Here is a 22,469-nt window from a genome sequence, read left to right as displayed (position 1 = left end):
GATGGCTCAAGTTCCGGTGTAGAGATTCTTACTGCAAAATTGCTCAGCCTTTTCCCCCGGCCGAGGTTGGAGCTTGGAAGACCTGCGCTGTACTGGGTTGGCGGCCAACAACGAGGTCAAGACTAGCTCCAAGGGAGTGGTTTCCTTGGTTTTGCCCCAGCTAGACTTAAAGGCGGGAGCAGTTTTGCAAGTATGCCATTCTGGGTAGTTGTGCTAGGAGATCTTCATGCCGATTGGAGTGCCTCGCGTTCCCTACCGTTTGCCCGGTGAGCCTTACACCCAGTGGATTAGCCTTGATGATCGCCTCTACCAGGAGCGAATCCTGTTTATTGGCGAGCCGATTGATGACAGCTTGGCCAATACCATTGTGGGGGTGATGCTCTACCTCAATTCCCAGGATCCCCAAAAAGATATTGTGATGTACATCAACTCCCCCGGTGGCTCTGTAACAGCGGGGATGGCTATTTATGACACCATGAACCACGTCAAGCCGGACATTGTGACTGTCTGCGTGGGCCAAGCGGCTTCAATGGCGGCCTTTTTGCTGGCTGCCGGCACCAAGGGAAAACGCTTTGCCCTACCTCATGCTCGCATCATGTTGCACCAGCCTTCGCTGGGACTGATCCAAGGCCAAGCCAGCGACATTGAAATTCGCGCCCGCGAAACACTGCGGGTCAAACGCCGCATGAACGAGCTCTTGGCGCAAATGACTGGCCAGCCCCTGGAGAAAATTGAGCGGGACGTGGAGCGAGATTTCTACCTCTCGGCTACAGAAGCCCAGGCTTATGGAATCGTTGACCGGGTAATCCAGGAGCGCTCGGAAGCTGTGGCTAGCTAACCTAGCCAGGCAGCAGTCTGCTCCCGAGAGGCCAAGAAGGCCAGGAAAAGGGGTGGGATGAGCCGACAGTTCTGGAGGGTGGGACTGGGTAGCTGCGTCGGCTTGTTGCTGCTTGGGCTAGATCCCTGCGGCCCAGCCTGGTCGTTACCCCCGGCTTCTGAGATCCCAGAGGAGGTGTTGCGGGCCCAGCCCAGCCTGGACACCCGCTCACCAGTTGATAACCAACCCCTCTCTGCCACTGAAGCGCAGGAGTTGCAGGCGCAGCTGGCAACTCGTCCCGCTACGGGATCAGTTTCGCCAAGGGTGGAGCGCCTGATCTTTTTACTCAAGCTGCGCAAAGGGGTTCGCGACTTGTTTCCCTTTTTGCTCCCCTAACTATTTCCAAAGGCGGGGCGGGATCCCTTTCTGGTAGCGGTAGGGGCCGGCGCGGGATCCCCAAGTTTGTTGACCACTGGTGGCGTCAAAGCCGCGATCCCAGGTGATGAATTCCTGGGCCGTGAGGTCAAATTCAATATGGATATAGGTGCTGTCGCCGGGGTTAAGGCGACAGGCTCCCCCGGGCAGCATCTCGCCGTGAAAGCAGCCTGGGTGTTTCTCCACCAAAATACGACAGCCGGGCAAGTGCTCCAGGTCGGACAACGAAAGCTGCGCCAAGCGCTGCGGCTCCTGGGAGGCGCCTGCCCAAGCTGCTTGATCCCGTAACTTATAGTTCTCAATCCGCAAGGGATCGGCCAACACCTGCAGCACTCGGCTGCGGTAAAATCGGCCCGGTGTGTGCTCGTTAAATTGCTCGGTAAAAAAGCCGATTCCTTCTGAAAAGAGGTGGGGAAGGCGCACGTACCAAAGGCTCACCGGCACAAACCACACGGGCTCTGCCATTGCTTGGGCGCGGTTGCTATAGTAACCTTCCAGCCAATCGGCAAAAGTATTGAGGTCGGAATTGGAAGTTGCCGCAGCAGAGGTTGTCATATGCAGGAAGGAGGGTTGCCTGTCTACAGGATTTCTCGATCCTACGCTTATTCCATCGATCGGAGGGAGAAGGGAGTTGAGGATCGGCGCAACCAGAGGGCTCAGCGTTGAGGAGTTTGCTCTGCTGAAAGCAATTTTTCTTCTACTATAGAAAGCTATGGCAAAACTCACCCCCAGCTCCAGCTACAGCATTGCCCTACGCCTACGTCTGCCCAACCAGCCGGGGGCGCTGGCCCGTGTTACCCAAGCCATTGCCGAGGTGGGAGGCAGCCTCAGCCAGATTGACCTTATCCACCAATCGGCAGCCGAAACGGTACGGGAAATCTGCGTGGATGCCGTTAGCAGCGAGCACGCCCAGCAAATTCACGCTGCTGTTGCCTCTTTGCCCAACGTGAAGGTGGAGCGGGTGGTGGATCGCACCTTTGAGCTGCACCGGGGAGGAAAGCTACAGGTGGTGGCCAAAAGCCCCCTGGAGAGCGCCGCCGATCTGGCCATGGCCTATACCCCGGGTGTGGGTCGGGTGGCCCTGGAGATTGCCGCCGATCCCAGTGCTGTCTATGAATACACCATCAAAGGCAATTGCGTTGGCATTGTTACTGACGGCAGCGCCGTGCTGGGCCTGGGAAATATCGGCCCAGAGGCCGCTCTGCCGGTGATGGAGGGGAAGGCAGCTCTGTTTAAGCGCTTTGCCGATATCGATGCTTTCCCCCTCTGCCTGGCTACCCAGGATGTGGGAGAAATCGTGGAGACAGTGGTGCGCCTGGCGCCGGGGTTTGGCGGCTTTAACCTGGAGGACATCAGTGCCCCCCGCTGCTTTGCCATCGAGTCCCAGCTCAAGGCCCGTCTCAGCCTGCCAGTGTTTCACGACGATCAACACGGCACGGCCATTGTCGTGCTGGCGGCATTGCTGAATGCTTTGAAGGTGGTCAAAAAAAGCCTAGACGAGGTGCGCATTGTCCTCAACGGCGCAGGAGCAGCCGGGATTGCGGTAACGCAACTGCTGCGGCGGGCTGGGGCAGCCCATATCGTGGTCTGTGACCGCCAAGGGATCCTCAGCCGCTCCCGCACCGACCTCACCCCCGAGAAAGCTGCCATTGCCGTTGAGAAGAGTGGATCCCTGGCAGATGCCTTGGTGGGGGCAGATGTGTTCATTGGGGTGAGCGTGGCCAATGCCTTGACCCCAGAGATGGTGGAAAAAATGGCGCTGGATCCCATTGTCTTTGCTCTAGCCAACCCGGTGCCAGAGATTCAGCCGGAGGTGGTGAGCGATCGGGTGGCGGTGATGGCCACCGGGCGCAGCGACTACCCCAACCAGATCAACAATGTGTTGGCCTTTCCGGGGGTATTTCGCGGTGCTCTGGATTGCCGCGCCAAGCAGATCAACATCGAGATGTGCCTGGCTGCCGCCCAGGCCATCGCCAATTTGATCCCACCTGAAGATTTGGATCCCCAGTGGATCATTCCCTCCGTCTTCGACGGGCGGGTAGTTCCCCAGGTGGCTGCCGCCGTGATCCAGGCTGCCCGCCAAACAGGAGTGGCCGGGATCCCTTGAGGGTTGCCCAGGCGGCCCTCCTTTAGGGCAACTGTGGGCAACGAAGAAGTTGCGGGCAGACAGTCCGTTGGCGGAGGAAAACCTTACCAAAAGCGGGTGAAAGGCAGCATCCGCTTGTATCAGTGGTCTGCAGGCTCCTAAAGCGTCAACCCCTTAGGGTAGCAAACCATTGCAACTGCAATTTATTCACGTCCTAGCACTGCGCGGAAGCAAGCTGGCAGTGCAGGGAAGATCTCAACATACCGAGCATCAATTTTGTCGGAAATGGCCTGGGGGACGCTTTGGAGCAGCAAATGCGGCAACGTTGAAGTCTACTTTCTTTTTTGGATCCCTTGTAACTTAACAACCCTTCAAGCTTTCTTCCTTCTTTGTGTAGTATTTTGTGCAGACCTCACTGACTTCATCGATTACCCTGAGTTTTAGGTTTCTGATCACTCAGCACTCCCAATGGACATACGTAAGCCGCTCTACGTCCACATCGTCACCACGCTCACCGCTGCTAGCATTGCCGCTTTGCCTCAGTCTGACCTCGGCAGAGCCCTCAGAGTGGCTCTGGTGGTTGGAGCCGGGAACGCAGTAGCCTCGAGGATTGCTTGGTCTTCTGCCCGAGACAGGGATCAGCGAGTGCAAAGCCTCCAAGCAGAGATTGAAGAGCTACAGGACCAGTCTGCGCGGAAGGAGGAAGAAATTCAAAGATGGCAGGGTCTCGTCGGAGACTTGTCCCGGCAAGTCCAGGAGAAGGAGGAGGAGCTGCGCAACCAGCAAGCGGAACTGACAGAGCTCCAAACCCAGCTTCAGCAGACCAGCAAGCAAGTCCAAGATCTGGAAGTACAGCTGGCCGAGCAACAGCGCTTGCAAGAAGAGCTCCGCTGGCAAATTGAGGAAGGCGAGAAAGAACTTTCTAGGCTGCGGGATCAGCTTCGGCAAAAAAGCGAGCAGCTCCAAAAACTTGAAGCCCAGTTGGCCGAGCGGCGTCAGCTTTTGCAACAGCTCCAAGACAGAGATCGGCGAGTGCAAAGCCTCCAAGCAGAGATTGAAGAGCTACAGGACCAGTCTGCGCGGAAGGAGGAAGAAATTCAAAGATGGCAGGGTCTCGTCGGAGACTTGTCCCGGCAAGTCCAGGAGAAGGAGGAGGAGCTGCGCAACCAGCAAGCGGAACTGACAGAGCTCCAAACCCAGCTTCAGCAGACCAGCAAGCAAGTCCAAGATCTGGAAGTACAGCTGGCCGAGCAACAGCGCTTGCAAGAAGAGCTCCGCTGGCAAATTGAGGAAGGCGAGAAAGAACTTTCTAGGCTGCGGGATCAGCTTCGGCAAAAAAGCGAGCAGCTCCAAAAACTTGAAGCCCAGTTGGCCGAGCGGCGTCAGCTTTTGCAACAGCTCCAAGACAGAGATCGGCGAGTGCAAAGCCTCCAAGCAGAGATTGAAGAGCTACAGGACCAGTCTGCGCGGAAGGAGGAAGAAATTCAAAGACTGGTTGCCGATCTGCAAAGATGGCAGGGTCTCGTCGGAGACTTGTCCCGGCAACTCCAGGAGAGGGACGAGAAGCTGCAGAACCGGCAAGCGGAACTGACAGAGCTCCAAACCCGGCTTCAGCAGAGCAGCAAGCAAGTCCAAGATCTGGAAGCACAGCTGGCCGAGCAACGGCGCTTGCAAGAAGAGCTCCGCTGGCAAATTGAGGAAGGCGAGAAAGAACTTTCTAGGCTGCGGGAAGAGCTTCAGCAAAGGAGCGGGCGGCTCCAAGAACTTGAGGCCCAGTTGGCCGAGCGGCGTCAGCTTTTGCAACAGCTCCAAGACAAAGATCGGCAAGTGCGAAGTCTCCAAGCAGAGATAGAGAGGCTGCGTGCGGAGCAGTTCCATGCAGACGCAGACGAGATTAGAGAGCTGAGACTACAGCTTCAACAAAGGGATGAGGAAATAAAGACGCTGAAGACTGGCATAGAAGGTTATGAAAAGACTCTGTCTACAATTCTTCAGGGAAGAGGGCATTATACAAGGTACGAGCCGTCGGAAATAGATATAGTCTTGAAAATAACCGAGAAAGAGTTTTACCCACAAGAAGCTAAGAGTTTTATTTTGGAAATCCTGAGAGAGAAAATTAATAACGTACACGAAGGGAGCAGAGTCCAGCATATACTTAGAAACTTGGTTGAGAATAACGAAGCAAACGAGGGTGATGATCATCGTCGGAGGATTAGGGAATCTGTAGACAGCTTGTCTTCAGACTACAATGGATGGAGTGATTATTACAGAAAAAGGTTGGAAGAGCTCGGTTTTGAGGTCATCGCGGAAGATAATCATGTCAGGATTTGCTTTCACGGGGATAGACGCTACCAAATTAGCCTGTCCAAAACCCCTAGCGATCGGGAGGCCGGCCACAGCATTTCTCGGGATATCCGCAACACTATTTTTGGTCTCTAGACAATCTTGAGGCGCCTCAGGCAAATGATCTGTAGTTGCAAACCTAACTTCTTACTTGTCCTCTGAGGCCAAGAAAAGTTGAACCGAGTCCTGGTAGGCTGGAGGAAAGCCTGGGATCCCTGCCATGTTCTACCTACCGTTCTCGCTGTTGCTGTTTTTGATGCTGGTGCTGCTGCTGCCCTTCCTCTGGCTGGGGCTAGCGGTGGACGTGGTGGCGCTGGCGGTGGAGAAGCTGGGGTTCTCGCGGGAGGGGGCGCTGTTGCTGCTGCTAGCCATCCTGGTGGGCAGCTCGGTCAATATTCCTCTCTATCGCGTCAAGTGCGAGGTAACTCTGGTAGAGGATCTGGCCAGCCTGTGGATGCGGCAATTTTGGGGGATCCCGTTGGCCAAAATCTCCCAGGAGACGGTGATTGCCCTCAACGTGGGTGGAGGGCTGATCCCGGTGCTCTTGGCCCTATATCAATTTGGCCGGGCTGATGGGCTGTTGATCCTGGCTGTAACGGCACTGGTAACGGTGGTCAGCTACTACGCTTCCCACGTGGTGCCCGGGATCGGCATTCAGATGAATCCGCTAGTTGCGCCGGCCACGGCAGCCCTAGCCGCTCTATTCTGGGCCGGGGATCAGGCGCCGGCGGTGGCCTTTGCCGGCGGGGTTTTGGGCACAGTGATTGGAGCGGATCTGCTGCACCTGCCGGAAGTGCTGCGGCGCAATTGCTCGGGCATTCTCAGCATTGGCGGGGCCGGCGTTTTCGATGGCATTGCCCTCTGTGGTCTGTTTGCCCTGTTGCTGAGCTAGACCAGCAAATAGGTGAGGGAAAGGGTAACAGCCTGGCTGGGATCCAGCCAGCGCAGATCGGGATCCCCTTCGGGCGGACGACGGGTCAGCTCTTCTAGCAGCATCTGCGTCCACTCCAGCGGTTTGCTGAGCAACATCGGCGAACGGGTTATCCCCTGCTGACGGACCATGGCTTTGAGGGCTTCCAAGCTGGTCGATAAAGGGCGAGTACTGGCCACAAACAATAGCTCAGTCAACCCCTGGGCATGGCAGGTAAGCAGGTCGGGAGGAACGGCAGAGTCAGGCAGGGGCGGTAAGGTCAGGGTACCCTTGGCCTCAAGGCGCAGTGGCAGAGCAGGGTCGTCCTGGGGCAGGGGAGCCAGCAGGTGCACTTGCCCACCGGGATCGACCATCAACAGGTAGCCGAACAGATCTTGGTCCCCCTCGTTGCGCAGGATGAGATAGAGAGGCTCGCCGCGCAGGAAGCGCTGGATGCCTGGCTCCGCAGGGGCTCCTTGGGCAAACCGTGCCGCTCGTGAGGGTTTGAAGGTAGACAATTCTCCCACCACCGCCAGCGGCGAGATGGCCGCGTTGAGGGTGGTCCGCAGGCGCTTGGCTGCCAGCAGATGAGCCAGACGGGGTGCCAGCCGCTGCACCGCTGTAGCTGCCGCTTCCCCTGGCGGGCCACAGGAATTGAGGAGCAACTCGCGTCCCGGCCAAAAAAGGCTGTAGCTGTTAACTTCCAAGGGCTTGGACAAAGCATCCACCTGGAAAGCAGCGGCCATTTCGGGGGTGATGCGGCCCAGCAGGCAATCCACCTGGCGCTCGCGCGGGTTGGCTGTCTCCATCCAGCTGTAGCCAGCGATGGCGTTGGTTAGGTCCACCCTTTCAACGCGGCCCAAGCTCTCCTCCAGGCCCACCAGCAGCTTGAGGTTGCTGGGGAGGACGCGCAACTGCTCGCGCACCAGTGTCCCCACCGGAGGCAATTGACCTTCCCCATTGGCCGGCTGCACCTGCGCCCACAGCCCACTGCGAGAACGAACCAGAAGCGGCAGCGGGGAAACGGTGGAAGGTTCGGCAGCAAGGGGAGCCAAAAGAGTACCCGGCTGCAGACTCCACAAGGCGGCCGCCGGGATCCCTCCCAGCCACACCTGGGCTCGATTCCCCTTCACCTCTTGGATGACTCCACTGGCTACCCCTTGGGAAGGGGTAAGAAAGTAGGGGGGGATACGCCGAGCCGTTTCTCTACCTTCGAGGGTAGGACGCTGACAGGAAAATAGGCCCAGCTCCCGCCGCCCCGCCACTTGGCTGAAAGCCATCAGCAGGCGCGTAGCTGGCGTGGTTTCCCACAGGTACTGGGTCAGCAGGTAGGTGAGCACTCCCGCATGGAATCCGGGCCAGGCGGCTTCCGCTGCCAAGTCTTGGGGGGTGGTGGCGGCAATCAACACCCCTTTGGGCGGCGAGGGCCAAGCCTGTTGCTCTGCCGCAGAGGGTAGACGGCCGGGATCTGGCACCGTGGAGGCTGCTGCTGGCAGAGCGGGTGGGCGGGAGCGCAGTTGCAAGTTGCCCCGTACGGCGGGGGCAACATAGGTAAAGCCACAATCAAGTACAGTTGTAATCTGGGCTGTGCCTAGGCCTTGCACAAGCTGGAAAAAGTGCTCCAGACCCATGGCTGCGGGGCCTTCAGACCCAGACAACAGCAACACCGGTTGCCAGCGCCTCGGCTCGGCCCCTGCCCGCCACTGGCCATAGCCACTAAACTGGATCACCACGGTTGCAGCCGTCTGACTTGAAGCGCCCAGGTGCTCAGCAAAAGCCAATTCGATCCCTTTTGGCGTAGCTGCGGCATCGGTGAGGGTGAGAATGCCTGCTGGGTCAAAGTCAAAGCGGTATAGCAGCAGCTCCCGCTGCAGCTCCACATCTGTAACGCAGCCCTGCAGGGGGGATCCCTCGCCAGGGTAGCGGTTAATGCCAATTAGAAGAGCCAACTTGCGGGAGGTGGCTGCCAAAGCTTGTCCATAACGCTTAGCCTGGCTGGCTAGCCAGCCAGGAGGCAGGCCAAGGCCAGCAGCAGCCAAGAGTAACTTTTGGAGAAAAGACCGCCTTTCCATGCTGACCTGCTGGGTTGCCCCCTTGGCCTAACGGCTAACCCATTGGCCTAAACTTTGCACCCAACCTGTTGCTGCCTATTTCAGGATATCTTTATCCACCCCAGGTTTTTTGAGAGATCTGGGAACAGTTTCCAGCCTTTTTTGACCTTCTTTGGCCCAGCCTCTGCCTCTAGAGCAAGGGGATTTGACGTCCCGGGTCACCCGCCCAGCCCAAAAGCCGCTTGCGAACCCAGCAGGTTAAGATGTGTTACGAGATCCGTCGGGACTTCTATGGGCGCAACACGGTCAACAGTGGCCGCAACCCAGCCAGGGAGGGCAGAACAACCTGTGACGGCGGGGGGGTGGCAACCCTCGCAACCAGCTCTGCGCTATGACCCAGAGCAGTTGGCCAGGCAATACCGGGGGCGCTGGGATCTGGTGCTGAGGCGTCTTTTTCAGTTGATTACCCCCTTTTTGGGACTGTTGATCTGGGTCCTGTGGGATCGCTGGCGGGGAGTGGAGCTGCAAAATCGTCCCCAGCACGCGGTGCGGCTGCGAGAGATCCTCACGCAACTGGGGCCGACAGCTATCAAAATTGGCCAGGCCCTCTCCACCCGGCCCGACTTGGTCTCGCCTCTTTTTCTGGAAGAGCTGGCCAAGCTTCAGGATGAGCTACCCCCCTTTGACAATGCCACTGCCTTTGCCCTCATCGAGTCGGAGCTCGGCCGGCCGGTAGAACAAATCTTTCGCGAGATTAGCCCCGAGCCAATAGCGGCTGCCAGCCTGGGGCAAGTTTACCAAGCCTATTTGCACACGGGAGAGAAAGTCGCTGTCAAGGTGCAGCGACCCGATTTGATTGAACGCATCTCCCTTGACATGTACATCGTTCGTAGCCTGGCCGCCTGGGCCAAGCGCACCTTTCGCCGTATCCGCAGTGACTTGGTGGGGATTGTCGATGAGTTTGCCAGCCGGCTGTACGAAGAGATGGACTACACCCAGGAGGGCCGCAACGCCGAGCGCTTCCTGGAGCTGTATCGCCACCCCTCCATCTACGCTCCCAAAATCTACTGGGAGTACACCCGCACCAAGGTGCTGACGATGGAGTGGATCGACGGCATCAAGCTAACCCAGCTTGACAAGATCACGGCGGCAGGTTTGGACGGGCGGCACCTGATCGAGATTGGGGTTAACTGCTCCCTTAAGCAGCTTTTGGAGCACGGCTTTTTCCATGCCGATCCCCATCCCGGTAATCTCTTAGCCATGTACGACGGGCGGCTGGCCTACATTGACTTTGGGATGATGAGCACCATCCAGCCCCACCAGCGCTACGGCCTCATCAAGGCCATTGTCCACTTGGTGAACCGGGATTTTGTTGCCCTGGCCCAGGACTATGTGGATCTGGAATTCCTAGATCCCGATACTGACCTCACGCCCATCATTCCCGCCCTAGAGGCTGTCTTTGCAGAAGCCTTGGGCAGCTCCGTGGCGGAGCTAAATTTCAAAAGTATTACTGACAGGCTCTCGGGGGTGATGTACGACTTCCCCTTCCGCGTACCTGCCTACTACGCCCTCATCATCCGCTCTCTGCTCACCTTAGAGGGGATCGCCATTGGTTTGGATCCCAACTTCAAAGTGTTGAGCGTGGCCTATCCCTACGTCGCCCAGCGGCTCCTCACCGACCCCGCTCCAGAGCTGCGCGAGTCTCTACGGGAGCTGCTGTTTAACCAGGGGCAATTTCGCTGGAACCGCCTGGAGAATCTGCTGCGCAATGCCGTCAACAGCGAGGATTTTGACCTGCAGGGATCCCTGGAAAAAGCCATTGACTTCCTCTTTTCTGAGCGGGGAGCTTTCCTGCGAGAGCACCTGGTGGATATCCTCTTTTCCAGCTCAGGAAACGGAGCTGCAGACGGCTTGGCCCATCTGCAGCGTCTGTGGGCCATCCTCAGTAGCAACCCAGCCTTTCAGCCGCTGCAACTTCTGCCTCTAGTGGCCAAGGTAGCCACTAGACCGGAGGCCCAACAACTGGGGCAGCAGCTGGCCTCCCGCTGGTTGCAGCGCCTGGCAGCCCGTCTAATCCGAGACTTGTTGCTGGCGGAGGAGGAGAAGGAGCCACCAGCCTCCCTAGATGGGCGAACGGGATCCCCCAAACCAGCGACTCGCCTCTCCGCTTCCGTAGCGTAGGGGTAGGCAAGCTGGGGAAATTCGAGCTAGCTTTGCTTGCTGCAGAACTTCCCCAGCCAACCCCCTAGTCTAGTTTGCTGCCTCAGCTTCCCCTACTGGGCGCTGTCGTTTTTGGGACTGGGAGTGTTGAGAGCTAGCATCATCCACTCGGAAAATTCATCGCGGCGGAAAACTTGGGGACAGGAGCGCGGGCCAAAACGCAGTAGGCTAGGCATGCCGTGCTCTTTGAGGCGAGCTCGCAGCCAGGTGCCAACGCCTGTCTTGCCATCGTTGGGCATTTCGGTTTGAAAGTCACTGTACATCAGCAACAACTGACTGCGGGACTGGAGCACGGCGTTTTCTTGGATCAACTTCGGCAGGGAAAGGCTAGCGTCTGAATTGCTGGCTTTGGTTGGCTCATGACGACGGCTGCGAGAACGAGATTTAGCACTTTCGCGGTTCTTACGAGCTTTCGGTTCAATGGCCATAGAATCTCCTAGACAACTAAGGGACTCCCAGAAGGGACAAAAGCCAGAACTCGCAGGCTGAAGCAAGAGCCCGCTGCGGAAGGTAGCTCGATGGGTACAGTCCTGGAGCAATCGCTGAGAAGTAGGGACACACGCTCTCAGTCCAGCGAGGGAAAAACTGCGCCAGCTTGCCACCAAAGCTTGAGATCCCTTGCCTGCCGCGGCAATCTCCAGCGCATCGAGTTCCTGGCCACACATCCAGGACTTGGCTTCGTTTTGCCTAACGGGGCTTGGTTACCCCCAGTCTGCAGAGTAGGGAAGTCCGGATGTTACTTTTAATATGACTTAAAACCGGACAGGTGAACACTCTTTAGCCAGAAGCAAGCTCAGGTTTGCAGGTTTTGTCGGCCGTTGCGGAGCACCCGCAGCGACTCCAGCAGCCGCATCTCCAGATCCTGTAAAACCTGATCCACGTAGCGGTGGGCCTCCCGCTGGAGACGCTCTGACTCTTGGAGGGTCTGTCGCCGCACTTCCTCGCTCTGTTGGTAGGTTTGCCGCAACAACTGTTCCGCTTGAGCTTGGGCTTGGCGGAGGATGGTTGATTCGCTAACAAGCTGCTCGGCCCGGCGCTGGGCCATGGCCACGATTTCCTGGGCGTAGCGATGGGCCTCCGCCAAGATCTGATCCCGCTGGCGCAGCACTTCCTCAGCTTCCTCCAAAGCAGTGGGCAAGGTAAGGCGAATGAAGTCCAACTGCTCCAGGATCTTTTCTTCGTCTATGAGGGTGCGAGACCAGAACAAACGAGGACTGCTGAGAATGGCCGCCTCCAGTTGATCCAGGGCCTCCTGAACACGCATTAATGCCAGGGCCTGATCCCCAGGCAGCTCCCCAGCGCGATTGAAGGCATCAGAGGACAATTCTTGCATTAGTCCAGCAAAGGAGGCCGGATAACCCCTACCATATCCATATCAGGTTTCCTGCTGCTTCAGCCAGCGGTTAGTGCGGGGCGGAAAAGCCCGCTCGCGTTAGCGGGACATAGTCCTTAAGCGACTTGAGTCGCTTGCCAATGCTACAATTGCTCCTAGGCAAGCACCTGCCCCGGTAAAAAATCCGGACAGGGCTGTAAGTCAACAAGTAAGCGGAGCCAACCATCTAGGGGCGTTTTGACAGCGCCTTTACGAGTCCCTCTGTGGACTGCGTAAGAATCCCTTGACTAAGGACTACGTCTTGCTTCGCGACTAGTCGGGGGAGTGTCAATAGGGAGTGGACTTGGATTGCTTTCTGCCCATGCCCCAGCCGCAGCCTCCCCGCCGATTAGAAGATCAATTTGTGGAGAATGTCTCCCGCTACCCTACCTACTTCATTACTGTCTTGCTAGGAGGGATCTGGGCTGGCCTCCAGCCCTTTGTGAACCTGTATCGCAAAAGCCGGACGGCAGGGGCTCTGGTGACGCTGGGAGCCCTGGCTCTGCTGCTGTTTGTCTATTTCACCCTGCGGGCAATGACGGGGCATCCCTTGCTTCCAGCCTGGATGTTGGGCTGAGGGGGAGGATCCTCTCCGTCGCTTACAAAAGCAAGTGCCCCCCACCGCCTGCTTAGATCCGGGTGCTGCTTTAAGCCGAGCAAGCTCCTAAGAGATCCCTAGGGGTGGCGGTAGCAAGCGGAGGAGGTTTGCCGCTAGCTTGGTAGGGGTATCTCCATATTTGAGCTCATGGCAGATTGGATCCTGTTGGCGCTGGTGGGTTCAACGACCTACCTGCTGCTACAAAAAAGCGTGGCCCGCCTCTCCAAGGTGCCGTGGCGGATCCTGTGGCTGGTGATGATGCTGCCCCCCCTGATTTGGGTGCTGGGGCGGCAGGTGTTTCAGTACGAAATGCCCCCTTTGCTGATGTTGGGGCTGTTTTTGGCTTCTTACTTTGCCAGCATGACCCTGGTGCGGCGGGGGCGTCTCCCGCCTCCACCAGCAAGCCCTCCGCCTCGGGCGGAAAACACCCCGCTCGAGCGGGATCCCGAACCAGAGCAGGAGCCTTTGCTGGAGAGAGAGGAAGACGAGGAGGAAGGGGCTGCGGCTGCTCCCCTTTCCATCGCTGAGGTGTCGCGGGAAAAGCTCAATCGCTGCTTTCCTTGGAACGTTTTCTATCTGCAAAGCGTGGAATACCGCCCTCAGGCCATCATCTGCCGCGGCAATTTGCGGGCGGATCCCACCGAAGCCTATGAGCGGGTGCAGCGGAATGTGGAAACCACCTTTGGCAAGCGCTTTCTAGTGGTGCTCCAGGAGGGGTTTGCCGGCAAGCCTTTTTTTGCTCTGGTGCCCAACCCAGCGGCGCGGCGCTCCCTAACCCGTCAGGAAGAATGGCCTCTGCTGGCGCTGGGGCTACTGCTGTTTACCTTTTGGACAACTCTAACTGCCGGCGCCCAGGCGGCTGGGGTCAGCCCTGATCGGTTGCTGCATTTGCCCTCGCTGCTACAAGGGCTGCCCTATGCAGTGGGGATCCTGGCCATTCTGGGATCCCATGAGGGGATCCGCTACTGGGTGGCCCGCCGCCACGGCATCAAAACCTCGCTCCCCTACTTCATTCCGGTGCCTTTTGTTCTGGGAACTTTTGGGGCCTTCATTGAGCTGAAAGAACCGGTGCCCAACCGCAAGGTGCTGTTTGACATTGCCGTTGCCGGGCCGCTGGCAGGCAGCCTCGTTGCTTTGGCAATGTTGCTCCTGGGGCTAGTCTTTTCGACGCCTGCGGATCCTCCGGCAGTGCCAGAGGGGCAGCCGACCCCGATTAGCTTCCATCGCATCGATCCACGCCTATCGGTGCTGCTAGCAATCCTGGCGCGTATGGTGCTAGGGGATCAATTGCAGCCGGGCCAGGTGATCGATCTGCACCCCTTGGCCTTTGCCGGCTGGCTGGGTCTAGTGGTGGTTGCCTTTAACCTGGTGCCGGTGGGCCAACTGGATGGGGGCCACCTTGTCCACGCCGTCTATGGCCAGCAGATGGGGGCCAATGTGGGGCGAGTAACTCGCTGGCTGGTGCTGCTGCTGGCCTTGACGGTGCAGCCCTGGCTGTTATTGTGGGCGCTGCTGCTGTTTGTTATCTCCAGTGCCGACGAGCCGGCCCTCAACGACGTCACTGAGCTGGATGAGGGGCGGGAGCTGCTGGGGCTGGGGATGCTGACGTTGCTGGTGTTGATCCTGCTGCCGGTGCCACCCTTTTTGCAAACTTGGTTGGGCTTGGCCTAGTTCGGGGTAGGATCCAAACCACGCCTAACCAGCTCAGCCCTAGCCATGCCAGCAGGTTTAATTGTCCAGAAGTACGGCGGCACCTCTGTCGGCTCCATTGAGCGCATCCAGGCCGTGGCCCAGCGGGTGGCCCACACGGTGGATCAGGGCCAGCGGGTGGTGGTGGTGGTCTCAGCGATGGGAGAGGAAACAGACCGCCTGGTGGAACTGGGGGAACAGATCCTCCAGGGATCCCCGACCACGCCGGCCCAGTGGCGGGAGTGGGACATGCTCCTTTCCACGGGCGAACAGGTAAGCATTGCCCTGCTGGCCTTGGCGCTGCAGCGCTTGGGCTATCCTGCCGTTTCGCTGACGGCGGCTCAGGTAGGGATTGTTACCACCCGGGATCACGGGCGGGCCCGCATTTTGCACATCCACACCGACCGCCTCTGGCAGCACTTGGAGCGGGGAGAGGTGGTGGTGGTGGCCGGCTTTCAGGGCATCACCAGCCTAACTGAGCTGGAAATTACCACCCTGGGGCGGGGGGGATCCGACACTACGGCGGTGGCTTTGGCGGTGGCTCTGGGAGCAGAGCTGTGCGAGATCTACACCGATGTGCCAGGGATCTTTACTACCGACCCGCGCAAGGTACCCGAGGCCAGGTTGTTGCCAGAGATTACTGCTGACGAGATGCTGGAGCTGGCCAGCTTGGGAGCGCAGGTGCTCCACCCCCGCTCCGTAGAAATTGCCCGCAACTACGGCGTCAAGCTGCGGGTGCGCTCCAGCCTGGAGCCCTTGCAGGCAGGATCCGAGGGCACCCTCATTCTTTCTCCTCCTCCCCGCCCTCGCCCCGCCGATAGTAGCATTGAGCTGGGCCGGGCAGTGGATACGGTGGAGCTGGATTGGGATCAGGCCAAGGTGGTGTTGGTGGGAGTGCCGGATCGCCCGGGCATTGCCGCTCAGCTGTTCCAGGAAATTGCGGCAGCCGGGATCAACGTCGATTTAATCCTGCAGTCGCTCCACCTCAGTGCAGCCGAGGGATCCCCTACCAACGACATTGCCTTTACCGTCAGCCGGGCGCAGGCAGCCCAGGCGGCAGCCGTGGCACAGCAGGTGGGCCAGGAGCTGGGGTGTAGGGAAGTCCTCGTCGAGGAGGCGGTGGCCAAGGTCAGCATTGCCGGGGTGGGGATGATGGGTCGCCCGGGCATTGCCGCCGAGATGTTTCGAGTGCTAGCGGAAGCCGGGATCAATCTCCAGATGATCTCCATGTCGGAGATCAAGGTAAGCTGTGTGGTGGCTGCTGAGCGGGCTGGGGAGGCCGCCCTGGCCTTGGGAGAAGCCTTTCAGGTCATCCCCCACTTGCATCGGGTCACGGTAGCTCCTGGCCGGGATCCCCTCCCCAGCAGCCACCCCGTGCGGGGCGTTGCCCTGGATCTCAAGCAGTCGCGGCTGGGCATCCGCAAGGTGCCGGACCGCCCAGGGACGGCTGCCCATCTGTTTGGGCGCCTGGCCGCAGCTGGCGTTATCGTCGATACCATCATCCAAAGCCAGCGGGGCTACCACAATGGGATCCCCAGCACCGACATTGCCTTTACTGTGCCCCAGGAGCAAGCGCTGGCGGCTGAGGCCGTGTGCCGGCAGGTGGCCGAGGAGCTGCAGGCGGCGGGGGTCGAAGCCGACCACGATATCGCTAAGGTGAGCATCGTCGGCGCCGGCATGGAAATTTATCCCGGCGTCGCCGCGCGCTTTTTCGCTGCCTTGGCCAACGCCGGGATCAACATTGAGATGATTGGCACCTCAGAGATTAAGGTAAGCTGCGTGGTGCGACGGGAGCAAGGAATCCGCGCTCTGCAAGCTGCCCACCGCGCCTTTGAACTCGACCGAGCCTAGTCGGCTTTGGCTGCTAGCAGCAGGGGGAAGTGGTGGGCGTTGGGGGCGTGCATGGCCTGGATCCCCAGGTTGGCGCGGTTGAGGAGGTCGGCGTAGGTGGGGATAAACCGACCCTGGCTATCCAGAATGGACTGGTTGAAGTTGAAGCCATTGAGGTTAAAGGCCATCACCCCAATGCCAATGGCTGCCGCCCAAATCCCTACGGTCGGCAGGGCCGCCATCCAGAAGTGGACAGAGCGGCTGTTGCGCCAGCCAAGGCTTGGGATCCCCAGCCGCCCCAAAAAGGCGTAGTGGCCGGCCAGGAAGTTGTAGGTGACCTCCTCTTGGCCAAAGCGGTAGCCGGCATTGGCCGACTCCTCTTCCGAGGTCTCCCGGATTAGGCTGGAGAGCACTAGGGAGCCGTGTAGAGACGCCAACAGGGCGCCGCCAAACACCCCGGCTACCCCCAGCCAACTGGTGGGGTGCATCAAGAGGTTGTGTTCCGCCTGGAAGGCCAGCATGAAGTGGAAGGTGCCGGCAATCCCCAGCGGCAGTCCCTCTGAGAAGCTGCCCTGGCCGATGGGGTAGACCAAGAGCACCGCTGTAGCGGCAGCCGCCGGCGCAGAAAAGGCCACCGCAATCCAGGGGCGCATGCCCAGCCGGTAGCTCAACTCCCACTGCCGGCCAAGGTAGCACCACACCCCAAGGAGAAAGTGAAACACGATGAGCTGGTAGGGGCCGCCGTTGTAGAGCCACTCATCCAAGGAGGCGGCTTCCCAGATGGGGTAGAAGTGCAGGGCAATGGCGGCTGAGGTGGGCACCACCGCTGCAGAAATGAGGTTGTTGCCCCCCAACAAAGAGCCAATCACCGGCTCGCGGATCCCGTCCATATCCACCGGCGGCGCGGCAATGAAGGCAATCACAAAACAAAAGGTTGCTGCCAACAATGTTGGGATCATCAATACGCCAAACCAGCCAATGTAAAGCCGGTTTTCGGTGCTGGTAATCCACTGACAAAAACTTTCCCAACTCCACAGCCGCCGCGCAGCAGCGGAGCGACGAATGACCGTACTCATAGGCCAACTCCTAGAAAATTTCAGCAAAGCCACCTCCCCCCTGCCTTTGCCGAACTGATCTCAGGAGCTCCTTCGACAAGGCCTAGGGGAGCTTTCTTCCAAACTAGACAGTTTTCGGGATGCCGACAGGGATCCCTAACGTGTGCAGCCAGAATGTGAAACAAATTGATGTATCGATACAAATAGGCAAATCAGTGTTGCGATTTTGATGCCTTGGTCTCGGCTTTTCCTGGGCAGCCAAGGCCACTTTCTCCAGCCGAGAACTTTAGAATTTCTTAAGGTGAAGGTCTTAAGAATTTCTTCAGAAAGGTAACCTAAGAAGGCTGAGATCTATCTCCCAATTTCGGCGTGAAACTCCTGCAGGGACTTCACCTGTAGGGATCCCGACTGCAGGGCGCGGATGGCAGCCGCGGTGGCCTTGGCCCCGGCCAGAGTAGTAACCAAAGGGATCTTGTAGGCCAGGGCCGTGCGCCGGATCTTCCGCCCATCCTGTTGGGCCTCGCTGCCGGAAGGGGTATTGACAATAAGCTGAATCTGGCGGTTTTTGATGGCGTCGATAACATGGGGCCGGCCCTCGTGCAGCTTGAGCACCTTCTCGACAGGGATCCCGTGTTGGGCCAGAACTTTTTGCGTGCCGGCAGTGGCCAGTAGACGAAAGCCCAGCTTGACAAACTCTTGGGCCAGTGGGATCACGGCCTGCTTGTCGCGATCGCTGACGCTGATGAACACCGTGCCCCCTAGGGGCAGGTTCTGGCCGGCAGCCAGTTGCGCCTTGGCAAAGGCACGGCCAAAGTCGGTGTCAATCCCCATCACCTCGCCGGTGGAGCGCATCTCCGGCCCCAGCAACGTGTCGGTACCAGGAAACTTGTGAAACGGCAGCACCGCCTCCTTGACAGCCACGTAGGGTGGGATCACCTCCTGGGTAAAGCCCAGCTCCGCCAGGGTTTTGCCGCTCATCACCTGGGCGGCATAATCGGCCAGAGGGTGGCCAATGGCCTTGCTGACAAATGGTACGGTGCGGGAAGCGCGCGGGTTGGCCTCCAGGACGTAAACCTGCTCCTTCTGGACGGCGTACTGCACGTTAATGAGTCCCACCACCCTGAGAGCTTGCGCCAGCTTCACCGTCCAGTCGCGAATCACCTGCAGCACTGCGGGGCTGAGGGTGCGGCTGGGCAAGACGCAGGCGGAATCCCCCGAGTGGATTCCGGCCTGCTCGATGTGCTCTAGGATCCCGCCGATGGTTACAGCCCCGGTGCGGTCGGCAATGGCATCCACATCCACCTCCACCGCCTCTTCCAAAAACTGGTCCACCAGCACAGGACGGTCGGGATCCACTGCCACGGCTAGCTGCATGTAGCGCTGCAGATCCTGGTCGGAATAGACAATCTCCATGGCCCGCCCCCCCAGCACATAGCTGGGCCGCACCACCACCGGGTAGCCGATGCGGCGAGCAATTTCCAGGCTTTCTTCCACGCTGTGGGCAATGCCGTGGGCCGGCTGGCGGATCCCCAATTCCTGAAGCAGGCGCCCAAAACGACCGCGATCCTCGGCTATGTCAATGGAGTCAGGGGAAGTGCCCCAGATGGGCGCCTGAGCTGCTGCCAGCCTCTGGGCCAGCTTCAGGGGGGTTTGGCCGCCAAACTGCAGGATAAGCCCCACCGGCTGCTCAGCTTCGACCAGGTTCATCACCTCTTCATAGGTCAGGGGCTCAAAGTAGAGGCGATTGGCGGTGTCGTAGTCGGTGGAAACCGTCTCGGGGTTGGAGTTGACCATGATGGTCTCATATCCAAGACGGCTGAGGGCAAAGGCGGCATGACAGCAGCAGTAGTCGAACTCGATCCCTTGGCCAATGCGGTTGGGGCCGCCCCCCAGGATCATCACCTTCGGCTTGGCGGTGGGGAAGGTCTCGGATTCGCTCTCGTAGGTGGAGTACTGGTAGGGGGTGGTCGCCTCGAACTCGGCGGCACAGGTATCGACGGTTTTGTAGGTGGGGATCACCCCCAGTGCCTTGCGGCGATCCCGCACCTGCGCTTCAGTGGAGCCGGTCAGGTGGGCAATTTGTCGGTCGCTGAAGCCCATTTGCTTAAGGTGGCGCAGATCCTCAGCACTCAGGGATCCCAGCTCCCGCCCCTTGAGGGCTTGTTCCACTTCCACCAGCTCCTGCAGCTTGTCGATAAACCAGGGATCAATGTGGGTAAGCTGGGCAATTTCCTGAACGGAAAAACCCATGAGCAGGGCGGTGCGAATGGTCAAGAGGCGAAAAGGGTTGGGGGTGCGCAGGTTGGCCCGCACCTCCTCTGGGGTAGGGAAGACTTCCGGTCGGTCGCTGCCAAAGCCAGGGCGGTCGATCTCTAGGGATCGCAGCGCCTTCTGGAGAGATTCTTGGAAGGTGCGGCCAATGGCCATTGCCTCCCCCACCGACTTCATCTGGGTGGTCAAAACCGGCTCTGCACCGGGGAACTTCTCAAAGGCAAAGCGGGGGATCTTGGTGACCACATAGTCGAGGGTAGGCTCAAAGCTGGCCGGCGTTTTGCGGGTAATGTCGTTGGGGAGCTCCGGCAGCGTGTAGCCCACGGCCAGCTTGGCGGCAATCTTGGCAATGGGGAAGCCGGTGGCCTTGCTGGCCAAAGCAGAAGAGCGGGAAACCCGCGGGTTCATCTCGATCACCCGCACTTCACCATTGGCGGGGTTGACGGCAAACTGCACGTTGGATCCCCCGGTTTCCACCCCAATTTCGCGCATGATGGCGATGGCGTAGTCCCGCAGCCGCTGGTACTCCTTGTCGGTGAGGGTCTGGGCCGGGGCCACGGTGATGGAGTCGCCGGTGTGTACCCCCATGGGGTCAATGTTTTCAATCGAGCAGATGATGACCACGTTGTCCGCCAGATCCCGCATCACCTCCAGCTCAAACTCCTTCCAGCCAATCACCGACTCTTCCACCAGGATCTGGGAGACCGGGCTGGCCTCCAGGCCGGCGGCGCAGATCTCCTCCAGCTCCTCCTGGTTGTAGGCCACACCGCCGCCGGTGCCTCCCAAGGTATAGGCAGGGCGGATGATGAGGGGATAGCCAATCTCTTGGGCAATCTGCTTGGCTTCGGCCAGGCTGCGGGCCAACCCTGAGCGGGGCACGGCCAGGCCAAGCCGCTGCATTGCCTGCTTAAAGAGCTCCCGATCCTCCGCCTTTTCAATAGCCTCCCGCTTGGCCCCAATTAGCTCCACCCCGTACTGGTCCAGGATCCCGCGCCGGGCCAGCTCCACCGCCACATTTAAGGCCGTCTGACCCCCCATGGTGGGAAGGAGGGCATCGGGGCGCTCCCGCTCGATGATCTGGGCCACGAAGTCCGCCGTCACCGGCTCGATGTAGACGCGATCCGCCATGCTGGGATCCGTCATGATGGTGGCCGGGTTGGAGTTGACCAGGATTACCTCGTAGCCCTCCTCTCGCAGGGCTTTGCAGGCTTGGGTGCCCGAGTAGTCAAACTCGCAGGCTTGGCCAATAACAATAGGCCCCGCTCCGATGAGCAAGATCTTGTGAATGTCAGTACGACGCGGCATGGGATCCCTGGGGTGGCAAGGTCAGCCTTCTATTTTAAGAGGCAGGCTCAGCTCAGGGTGCGAAAGGGAGGGGAATGGGGTACCTTGAACGAGGGGCTCTAGAAGTGGTGGCTGTTGGTCAAAGATGAACTTACCCAGCCTCCTCTGGCCGAATCCTGACGCGATCCCGGCTCCGCCTCAGCCGGGGATCCTAGGCATCTTGGCTTCCGGCAACGGCAGCAATTTCGAGGCCATTGCCCAGGCCATCGAGGCCGGCGAGTTGCCAGCCCACATTGCCGTTGTTATCACCAACAATCCCGAGGCCTATGTGCGGCAGCGGGCGCAGCGAAGAGGGATCCCCTGTGTCCTGCTCAACCATCGGGAGTATCCTAGTCGGGAGGCGCTGGATGCCGCCATCGTGCAGGTGCTGCAGCAGCATCAGGTGGAGTGGGTAATCATGGCTGGCTGGATGCGCTTGGTGACCCAGGTGTTGCTGTCTGCCTATCCGGAGCGGGTCTTAAACCTTCACCCCAGCCTCCTGCCCAGCTTCAAGGGCCTGCGGGCGGTCGAGCAGGCGCTGGCGTGCGGCGTAAAAATCACTGGCTGCACCGTCCACCGCGTCACGTTGGAAATGGACAGCGGCCCCATCGTGGCCCAAGCAGCCGTGCCGGTTCTGCCGGAAGATACGGTGGAGTCTCTGCACCGGCGCATCCAGGTCCAGGAACATCGCCTTTATCCCCTGGCCATTCGCCTCTGCCTAGCCGAGGGATCCCGCCTTCCCAAGCTGAGTTGAGTCCTGGCCGGTCGCCCGGCCCTCTGGCAAGAATGGAGCCGTTTTGGGGTGGGGGTGCTGCCACAAGCGGTGATGGCGGAGCTGGAACGCCTGAGCCGACAGGCTATCGATCCCCAGGAAGAATCGATAGCGCGCGCCTTCTTGCGCCAGGGGTCCAGTTTGGGATTTGCCGTCTCGGCAGCCCGCGCTGGGGTGGGGGACGCCAACGCTGGCCAGCAGTCACGGGGAGTTCGCCTGGAGCAGGCCATTGTCGAGTGACCTATGCCCTTGCCCAACAGCAGCCAGACTCCCTGGTGGTGGTGAGTAACAATCGGCCGTTGGTAGGCAGGCACTGGGTGTCCCTAACCCCTGGCCGAGCTCAACCGGTGGATGCGCCAGCCGAAGCAACCCCAAGCGGTGGTCATGGCTTTACGGCGGCTGCCAGGGCCCCCCTTCCTGCTACTCCGTTGCGCCCCTCCCCAACTTCTGCAAAACCACCCTTCCCGCCTCAAGAGGGATCCCGACCTGCCCAGAGCAGATCTCAAGTTGGCTTGGCCCTCCAAAGCACCCTGGCGCTGCTGTTGGCCTTGACCTTTTTCTCAGCATCAGGGTTGTTGGCCTGGCGCGTGCTGGATCCGGCGGGGAGCGAAGGGATCTGGCGGCGGCTGCCCCTGTCTTGGCTCCCTTGGCTGCGGGATCTCTAGCCGCCTTGCCGGCAGCAGCCCAAACAGGCGTA

Annotated in this window: 18 protein-coding genes; 12 read left to right on the top strand and 6 right to left on the bottom strand. The window is 59.5% G+C overall.

Annotation, left to right across the window (positions count from 1 at the left end):
- Positions 1 to 226 precede the first annotated feature (226 nt).
- The gene (locus tag NW822_RS06605; RefSeq protein ID WP_414360327.1) at positions 227 to 838 is read left to right on the top strand and encodes an ATP-dependent Clp protease proteolytic subunit; all 612 of its coding nucleotides are present in this window, start codon (positions 227 to 229) and stop codon (positions 836 to 838) included.
- Positions 839 to 895: 57 nt separating this feature from the next.
- Positions 896 to 1,213, top strand: coding sequence for a hypothetical protein (locus NW822_RS06600; RefSeq protein WP_414403924.1), 318 nt, complete (start codon positions 896 to 898; stop codon positions 1,211 to 1,213).
- Here NW822_RS06600 and NW822_RS06595 read toward each other — a convergent pair whose 3' ends face one another.
- Positions 1,214 to 1,807, bottom strand: a complete 594-nt coding sequence (locus tag NW822_RS06595; protein WP_414403923.1) for a chromophore lyase CpcT/CpeT — start codon at positions 1,805 to 1,807, stop codon at positions 1,214 to 1,216.
- Between the two features lie 157 nt (positions 1,808 to 1,964).
- Here NW822_RS06595 and NW822_RS06590 point away from each other — a divergent pair, with 157 nt between their 5' ends.
- The 3 genes from NW822_RS06590 to NW822_RS06580 all read left to right on the top strand — a co-directional run bounded on the left by NW822_RS06590 (position 1,965) and on the right by NW822_RS06580 (position 6,573).
- Positions 1,965 to 3,359 (top strand): malic enzyme-like NAD(P)-binding protein, encoded by a 1,395-nt coding sequence (locus NW822_RS06590; protein ID WP_414403922.1) that lies wholly within the window; start codon positions 1,965 to 1,967, stop codon positions 3,357 to 3,359.
- Between the two features lie 624 nt (positions 3,360 to 3,983).
- Positions 3,984 to 5,777 (top strand): hypothetical protein, encoded by a 1,794-nt coding sequence (locus tag NW822_RS06585; protein WP_414403921.1) that lies wholly within the window; start codon positions 3,984 to 3,986, stop codon positions 5,775 to 5,777.
- 124 nt (positions 5,778 to 5,901) lie between these two features.
- Positions 5,902 to 6,573, top strand: a complete 672-nt coding sequence (locus NW822_RS06580) for a DUF1614 domain-containing protein (protein WP_414360315.1) — start codon at positions 5,902 to 5,904, stop codon at positions 6,571 to 6,573.
- Here the strand turns inward: NW822_RS06580 and NW822_RS06575 are convergent.
- Complete coding sequence (locus tag NW822_RS06575; RefSeq protein ID WP_414403920.1) at positions 6,570 to 8,663, bottom strand: caspase family protein; 2,094 nt, start codon at positions 8,661 to 8,663, stop codon at positions 6,570 to 6,572. The genes NW822_RS06580 and NW822_RS06575 overlap by 4 nt on opposite strands.
- 270 nt (positions 8,664 to 8,933) lie before the next feature.
- Here NW822_RS06575 and NW822_RS06570 point away from each other — a divergent pair, with 270 nt between their 5' ends.
- A complete protein-coding gene (locus NW822_RS06570) occupies positions 8,934 to 10,823 on the top strand; it encodes an ABC1 kinase family protein (protein WP_414403919.1) in 1,890 nt (629 codons plus the stop codon).
- Between the two features lie 92 nt (positions 10,824 to 10,915).
- Here the strand turns inward: NW822_RS06570 and NW822_RS06565 are convergent, their stop codons facing one another.
- Together NW822_RS06565 and NW822_RS06560 are read right to left on the bottom strand one after the other, a co-directional pair.
- Positions 10,916 to 11,290 carry a hypothetical protein gene (locus tag NW822_RS06565; RefSeq protein WP_414360307.1) on the bottom strand — a complete coding sequence of 125 codons (375 nt, stop codon included), beginning with the start codon at positions 11,288 to 11,290 and terminating at the stop codon, positions 10,916 to 10,918.
- 365 nt (positions 11,291 to 11,655) lie between these two features.
- Positions 11,656 to 12,126: a hypothetical protein gene (locus NW822_RS06560; RefSeq protein ID WP_414360304.1), complete on the bottom strand. Its 471-nt coding sequence runs from the start codon at positions 12,124 to 12,126 to the stop codon at positions 11,656 to 11,658.
- 412 nt (positions 12,127 to 12,538) lie between these two features.
- Here NW822_RS06560 and NW822_RS06555 point away from each other — a divergent pair, with 412 nt between their 5' ends.
- From NW822_RS06555 to NW822_RS06545, 3 genes are all read left to right on the top strand, one after another.
- The gene (locus tag NW822_RS06555) at positions 12,539 to 12,811 is read left to right on the top strand and encodes a DUF751 family protein (RefSeq protein WP_414403918.1); all 273 of its coding nucleotides are present in this window, start codon (positions 12,539 to 12,541) and stop codon (positions 12,809 to 12,811) included.
- Between the two features lie 168 nt (positions 12,812 to 12,979).
- Positions 12,980 to 14,503, top strand: a complete 1,524-nt coding sequence (locus tag NW822_RS06550) for a site-2 protease family protein (RefSeq protein ID WP_414403917.1) — start codon at positions 12,980 to 12,982, stop codon at positions 14,501 to 14,503.
- Between the two features lie 45 nt (positions 14,504 to 14,548).
- Positions 14,549 to 16,372: an aspartate kinase gene (locus tag NW822_RS06545; protein ID WP_414360297.1), complete on the top strand. Its 1,824-nt coding sequence runs from the start codon at positions 14,549 to 14,551 to the stop codon at positions 16,370 to 16,372.
- Here the strand turns inward: NW822_RS06545 and psbA are convergent.
- Both psbA and carB read right to left on the bottom strand, forming a co-directional pair.
- Complete coding sequence (gene psbA, locus NW822_RS06540) at positions 16,369 to 17,427, bottom strand: photosystem II q(b) protein (RefSeq protein ID WP_414403916.1); 1,059 nt, start codon at positions 17,425 to 17,427, stop codon at positions 16,369 to 16,371. The genes NW822_RS06545 and psbA overlap by 4 nt on opposite strands.
- Before the next feature lie 330 nt (positions 17,428 to 17,757).
- Complete coding sequence (gene carB, locus NW822_RS06535; RefSeq protein ID WP_414403915.1) at positions 17,758 to 20,982, bottom strand: carbamoyl-phosphate synthase large subunit; 3,225 nt, start codon at positions 20,980 to 20,982, stop codon at positions 17,758 to 17,760.
- Positions 20,983 to 21,106: 124 nt separating this feature from the next.
- Between carB and purN the strand changes: the two genes are divergently transcribed.
- The 3 genes from purN to NW822_RS06520 are packed head-to-tail and all read left to right on the top strand — an operon-like array spanning position 21,107 to position 22,437.
- Positions 21,107 to 21,754: a phosphoribosylglycinamide formyltransferase gene (gene purN, locus NW822_RS06530; RefSeq protein WP_414403914.1), complete on the top strand. Its 648-nt coding sequence runs from the start codon at positions 21,107 to 21,109 to the stop codon at positions 21,752 to 21,754.
- Positions 21,755 to 21,802: 48 nt separating this feature from the next.
- The gene (locus NW822_RS06525) at positions 21,803 to 22,012 is read left to right on the top strand and encodes a hypothetical protein (protein WP_414403913.1); all 210 of its coding nucleotides are present in this window, start codon (positions 21,803 to 21,805) and stop codon (positions 22,010 to 22,012) included.
- Positions 22,009 to 22,437, top strand: coding sequence for a hypothetical protein (locus tag NW822_RS06520; RefSeq protein ID WP_414403912.1), 429 nt, complete (start codon positions 22,009 to 22,011; stop codon positions 22,435 to 22,437). Before NW822_RS06525 ends, NW822_RS06520 begins: the two co-directional genes overlap by 4 nt.
- Positions 22,438 to 22,469: the final 32 nt, after the last annotated feature.

The organism is Synechococcus sp. H70.2 (genome assembly GCF_047462275.1).
Classification (GTDB): domain Bacteria; phylum Cyanobacteriota; class Cyanobacteriia; order Thermostichales; family Thermostichaceae; genus Thermostichus.
This window is presented reverse-complemented; position numbering and strand designations above follow the sequence as displayed.

Coding starts and splice junctions, on each gene's coding strand:
- NW822_RS06605 (WP_414360327.1), top strand. CDS start 227: ATGCCGATTGGAGTGCCTCGCGTTCCCTACCGTTTGCCCGGTGAGCCT.
- NW822_RS06600 (WP_414403924.1), top strand. CDS start 896: ATGAGCCGACAGTTCTGGAGGGTGGGACTGGGTAGCTGCGTCGGCTTG.
- NW822_RS06595 (WP_414403923.1), bottom strand. CDS start 1,807: ATGACAACCTCTGCTGCGGCAACTTCCAATTCCGACCTCAATACTTTT.
- NW822_RS06590 (WP_414403922.1), top strand. CDS start 1,965: ATGGCAAAACTCACCCCCAGCTCCAGCTACAGCATTGCCCTACGCCTA.
- NW822_RS06580 (WP_414360315.1), top strand. CDS start 5,902: ATGTTCTACCTACCGTTCTCGCTGTTGCTGTTTTTGATGCTGGTGCTG.
- NW822_RS06575 (WP_414403920.1), bottom strand. CDS start 8,663: ATGGAAAGGCGGTCTTTTCTCCAAAAGTTACTCTTGGCTGCTGCTGGC.
- NW822_RS06570 (WP_414403919.1), top strand. CDS start 8,934: ATGGGCGCAACACGGTCAACAGTGGCCGCAACCCAGCCAGGGAGGGCA.
- NW822_RS06565 (WP_414360307.1), bottom strand. CDS start 11,290: ATGGCCATTGAACCGAAAGCTCGTAAGAACCGCGAAAGTGCTAAATCT.
- NW822_RS06560 (WP_414360304.1), bottom strand. CDS start 12,126: ATGCGTGTTCAGGAGGCCCTGGATCAACTGGAGGCGGCCATTCTCAGC.
- NW822_RS06550 (WP_414403917.1), top strand. CDS start 12,980: ATGGCAGATTGGATCCTGTTGGCGCTGGTGGGTTCAACGACCTACCTG.
- NW822_RS06545 (WP_414360297.1), top strand. CDS start 14,549: ATGCCAGCAGGTTTAATTGTCCAGAAGTACGGCGGCACCTCTGTCGGC.
- psbA (WP_414403916.1), bottom strand. CDS start 17,427: ATGAGTACGGTCATTCGTCGCTCCGCTGCTGCGCGGCGGCTGTGGAGT.
- carB (WP_414403915.1), bottom strand. CDS start 20,982: ATGCCGCGTCGTACTGACATTCACAAGATCTTGCTCATCGGAGCGGGG.
- purN (WP_414403914.1), top strand. CDS start 21,107: ATGAACTTACCCAGCCTCCTCTGGCCGAATCCTGACGCGATCCCGGCT.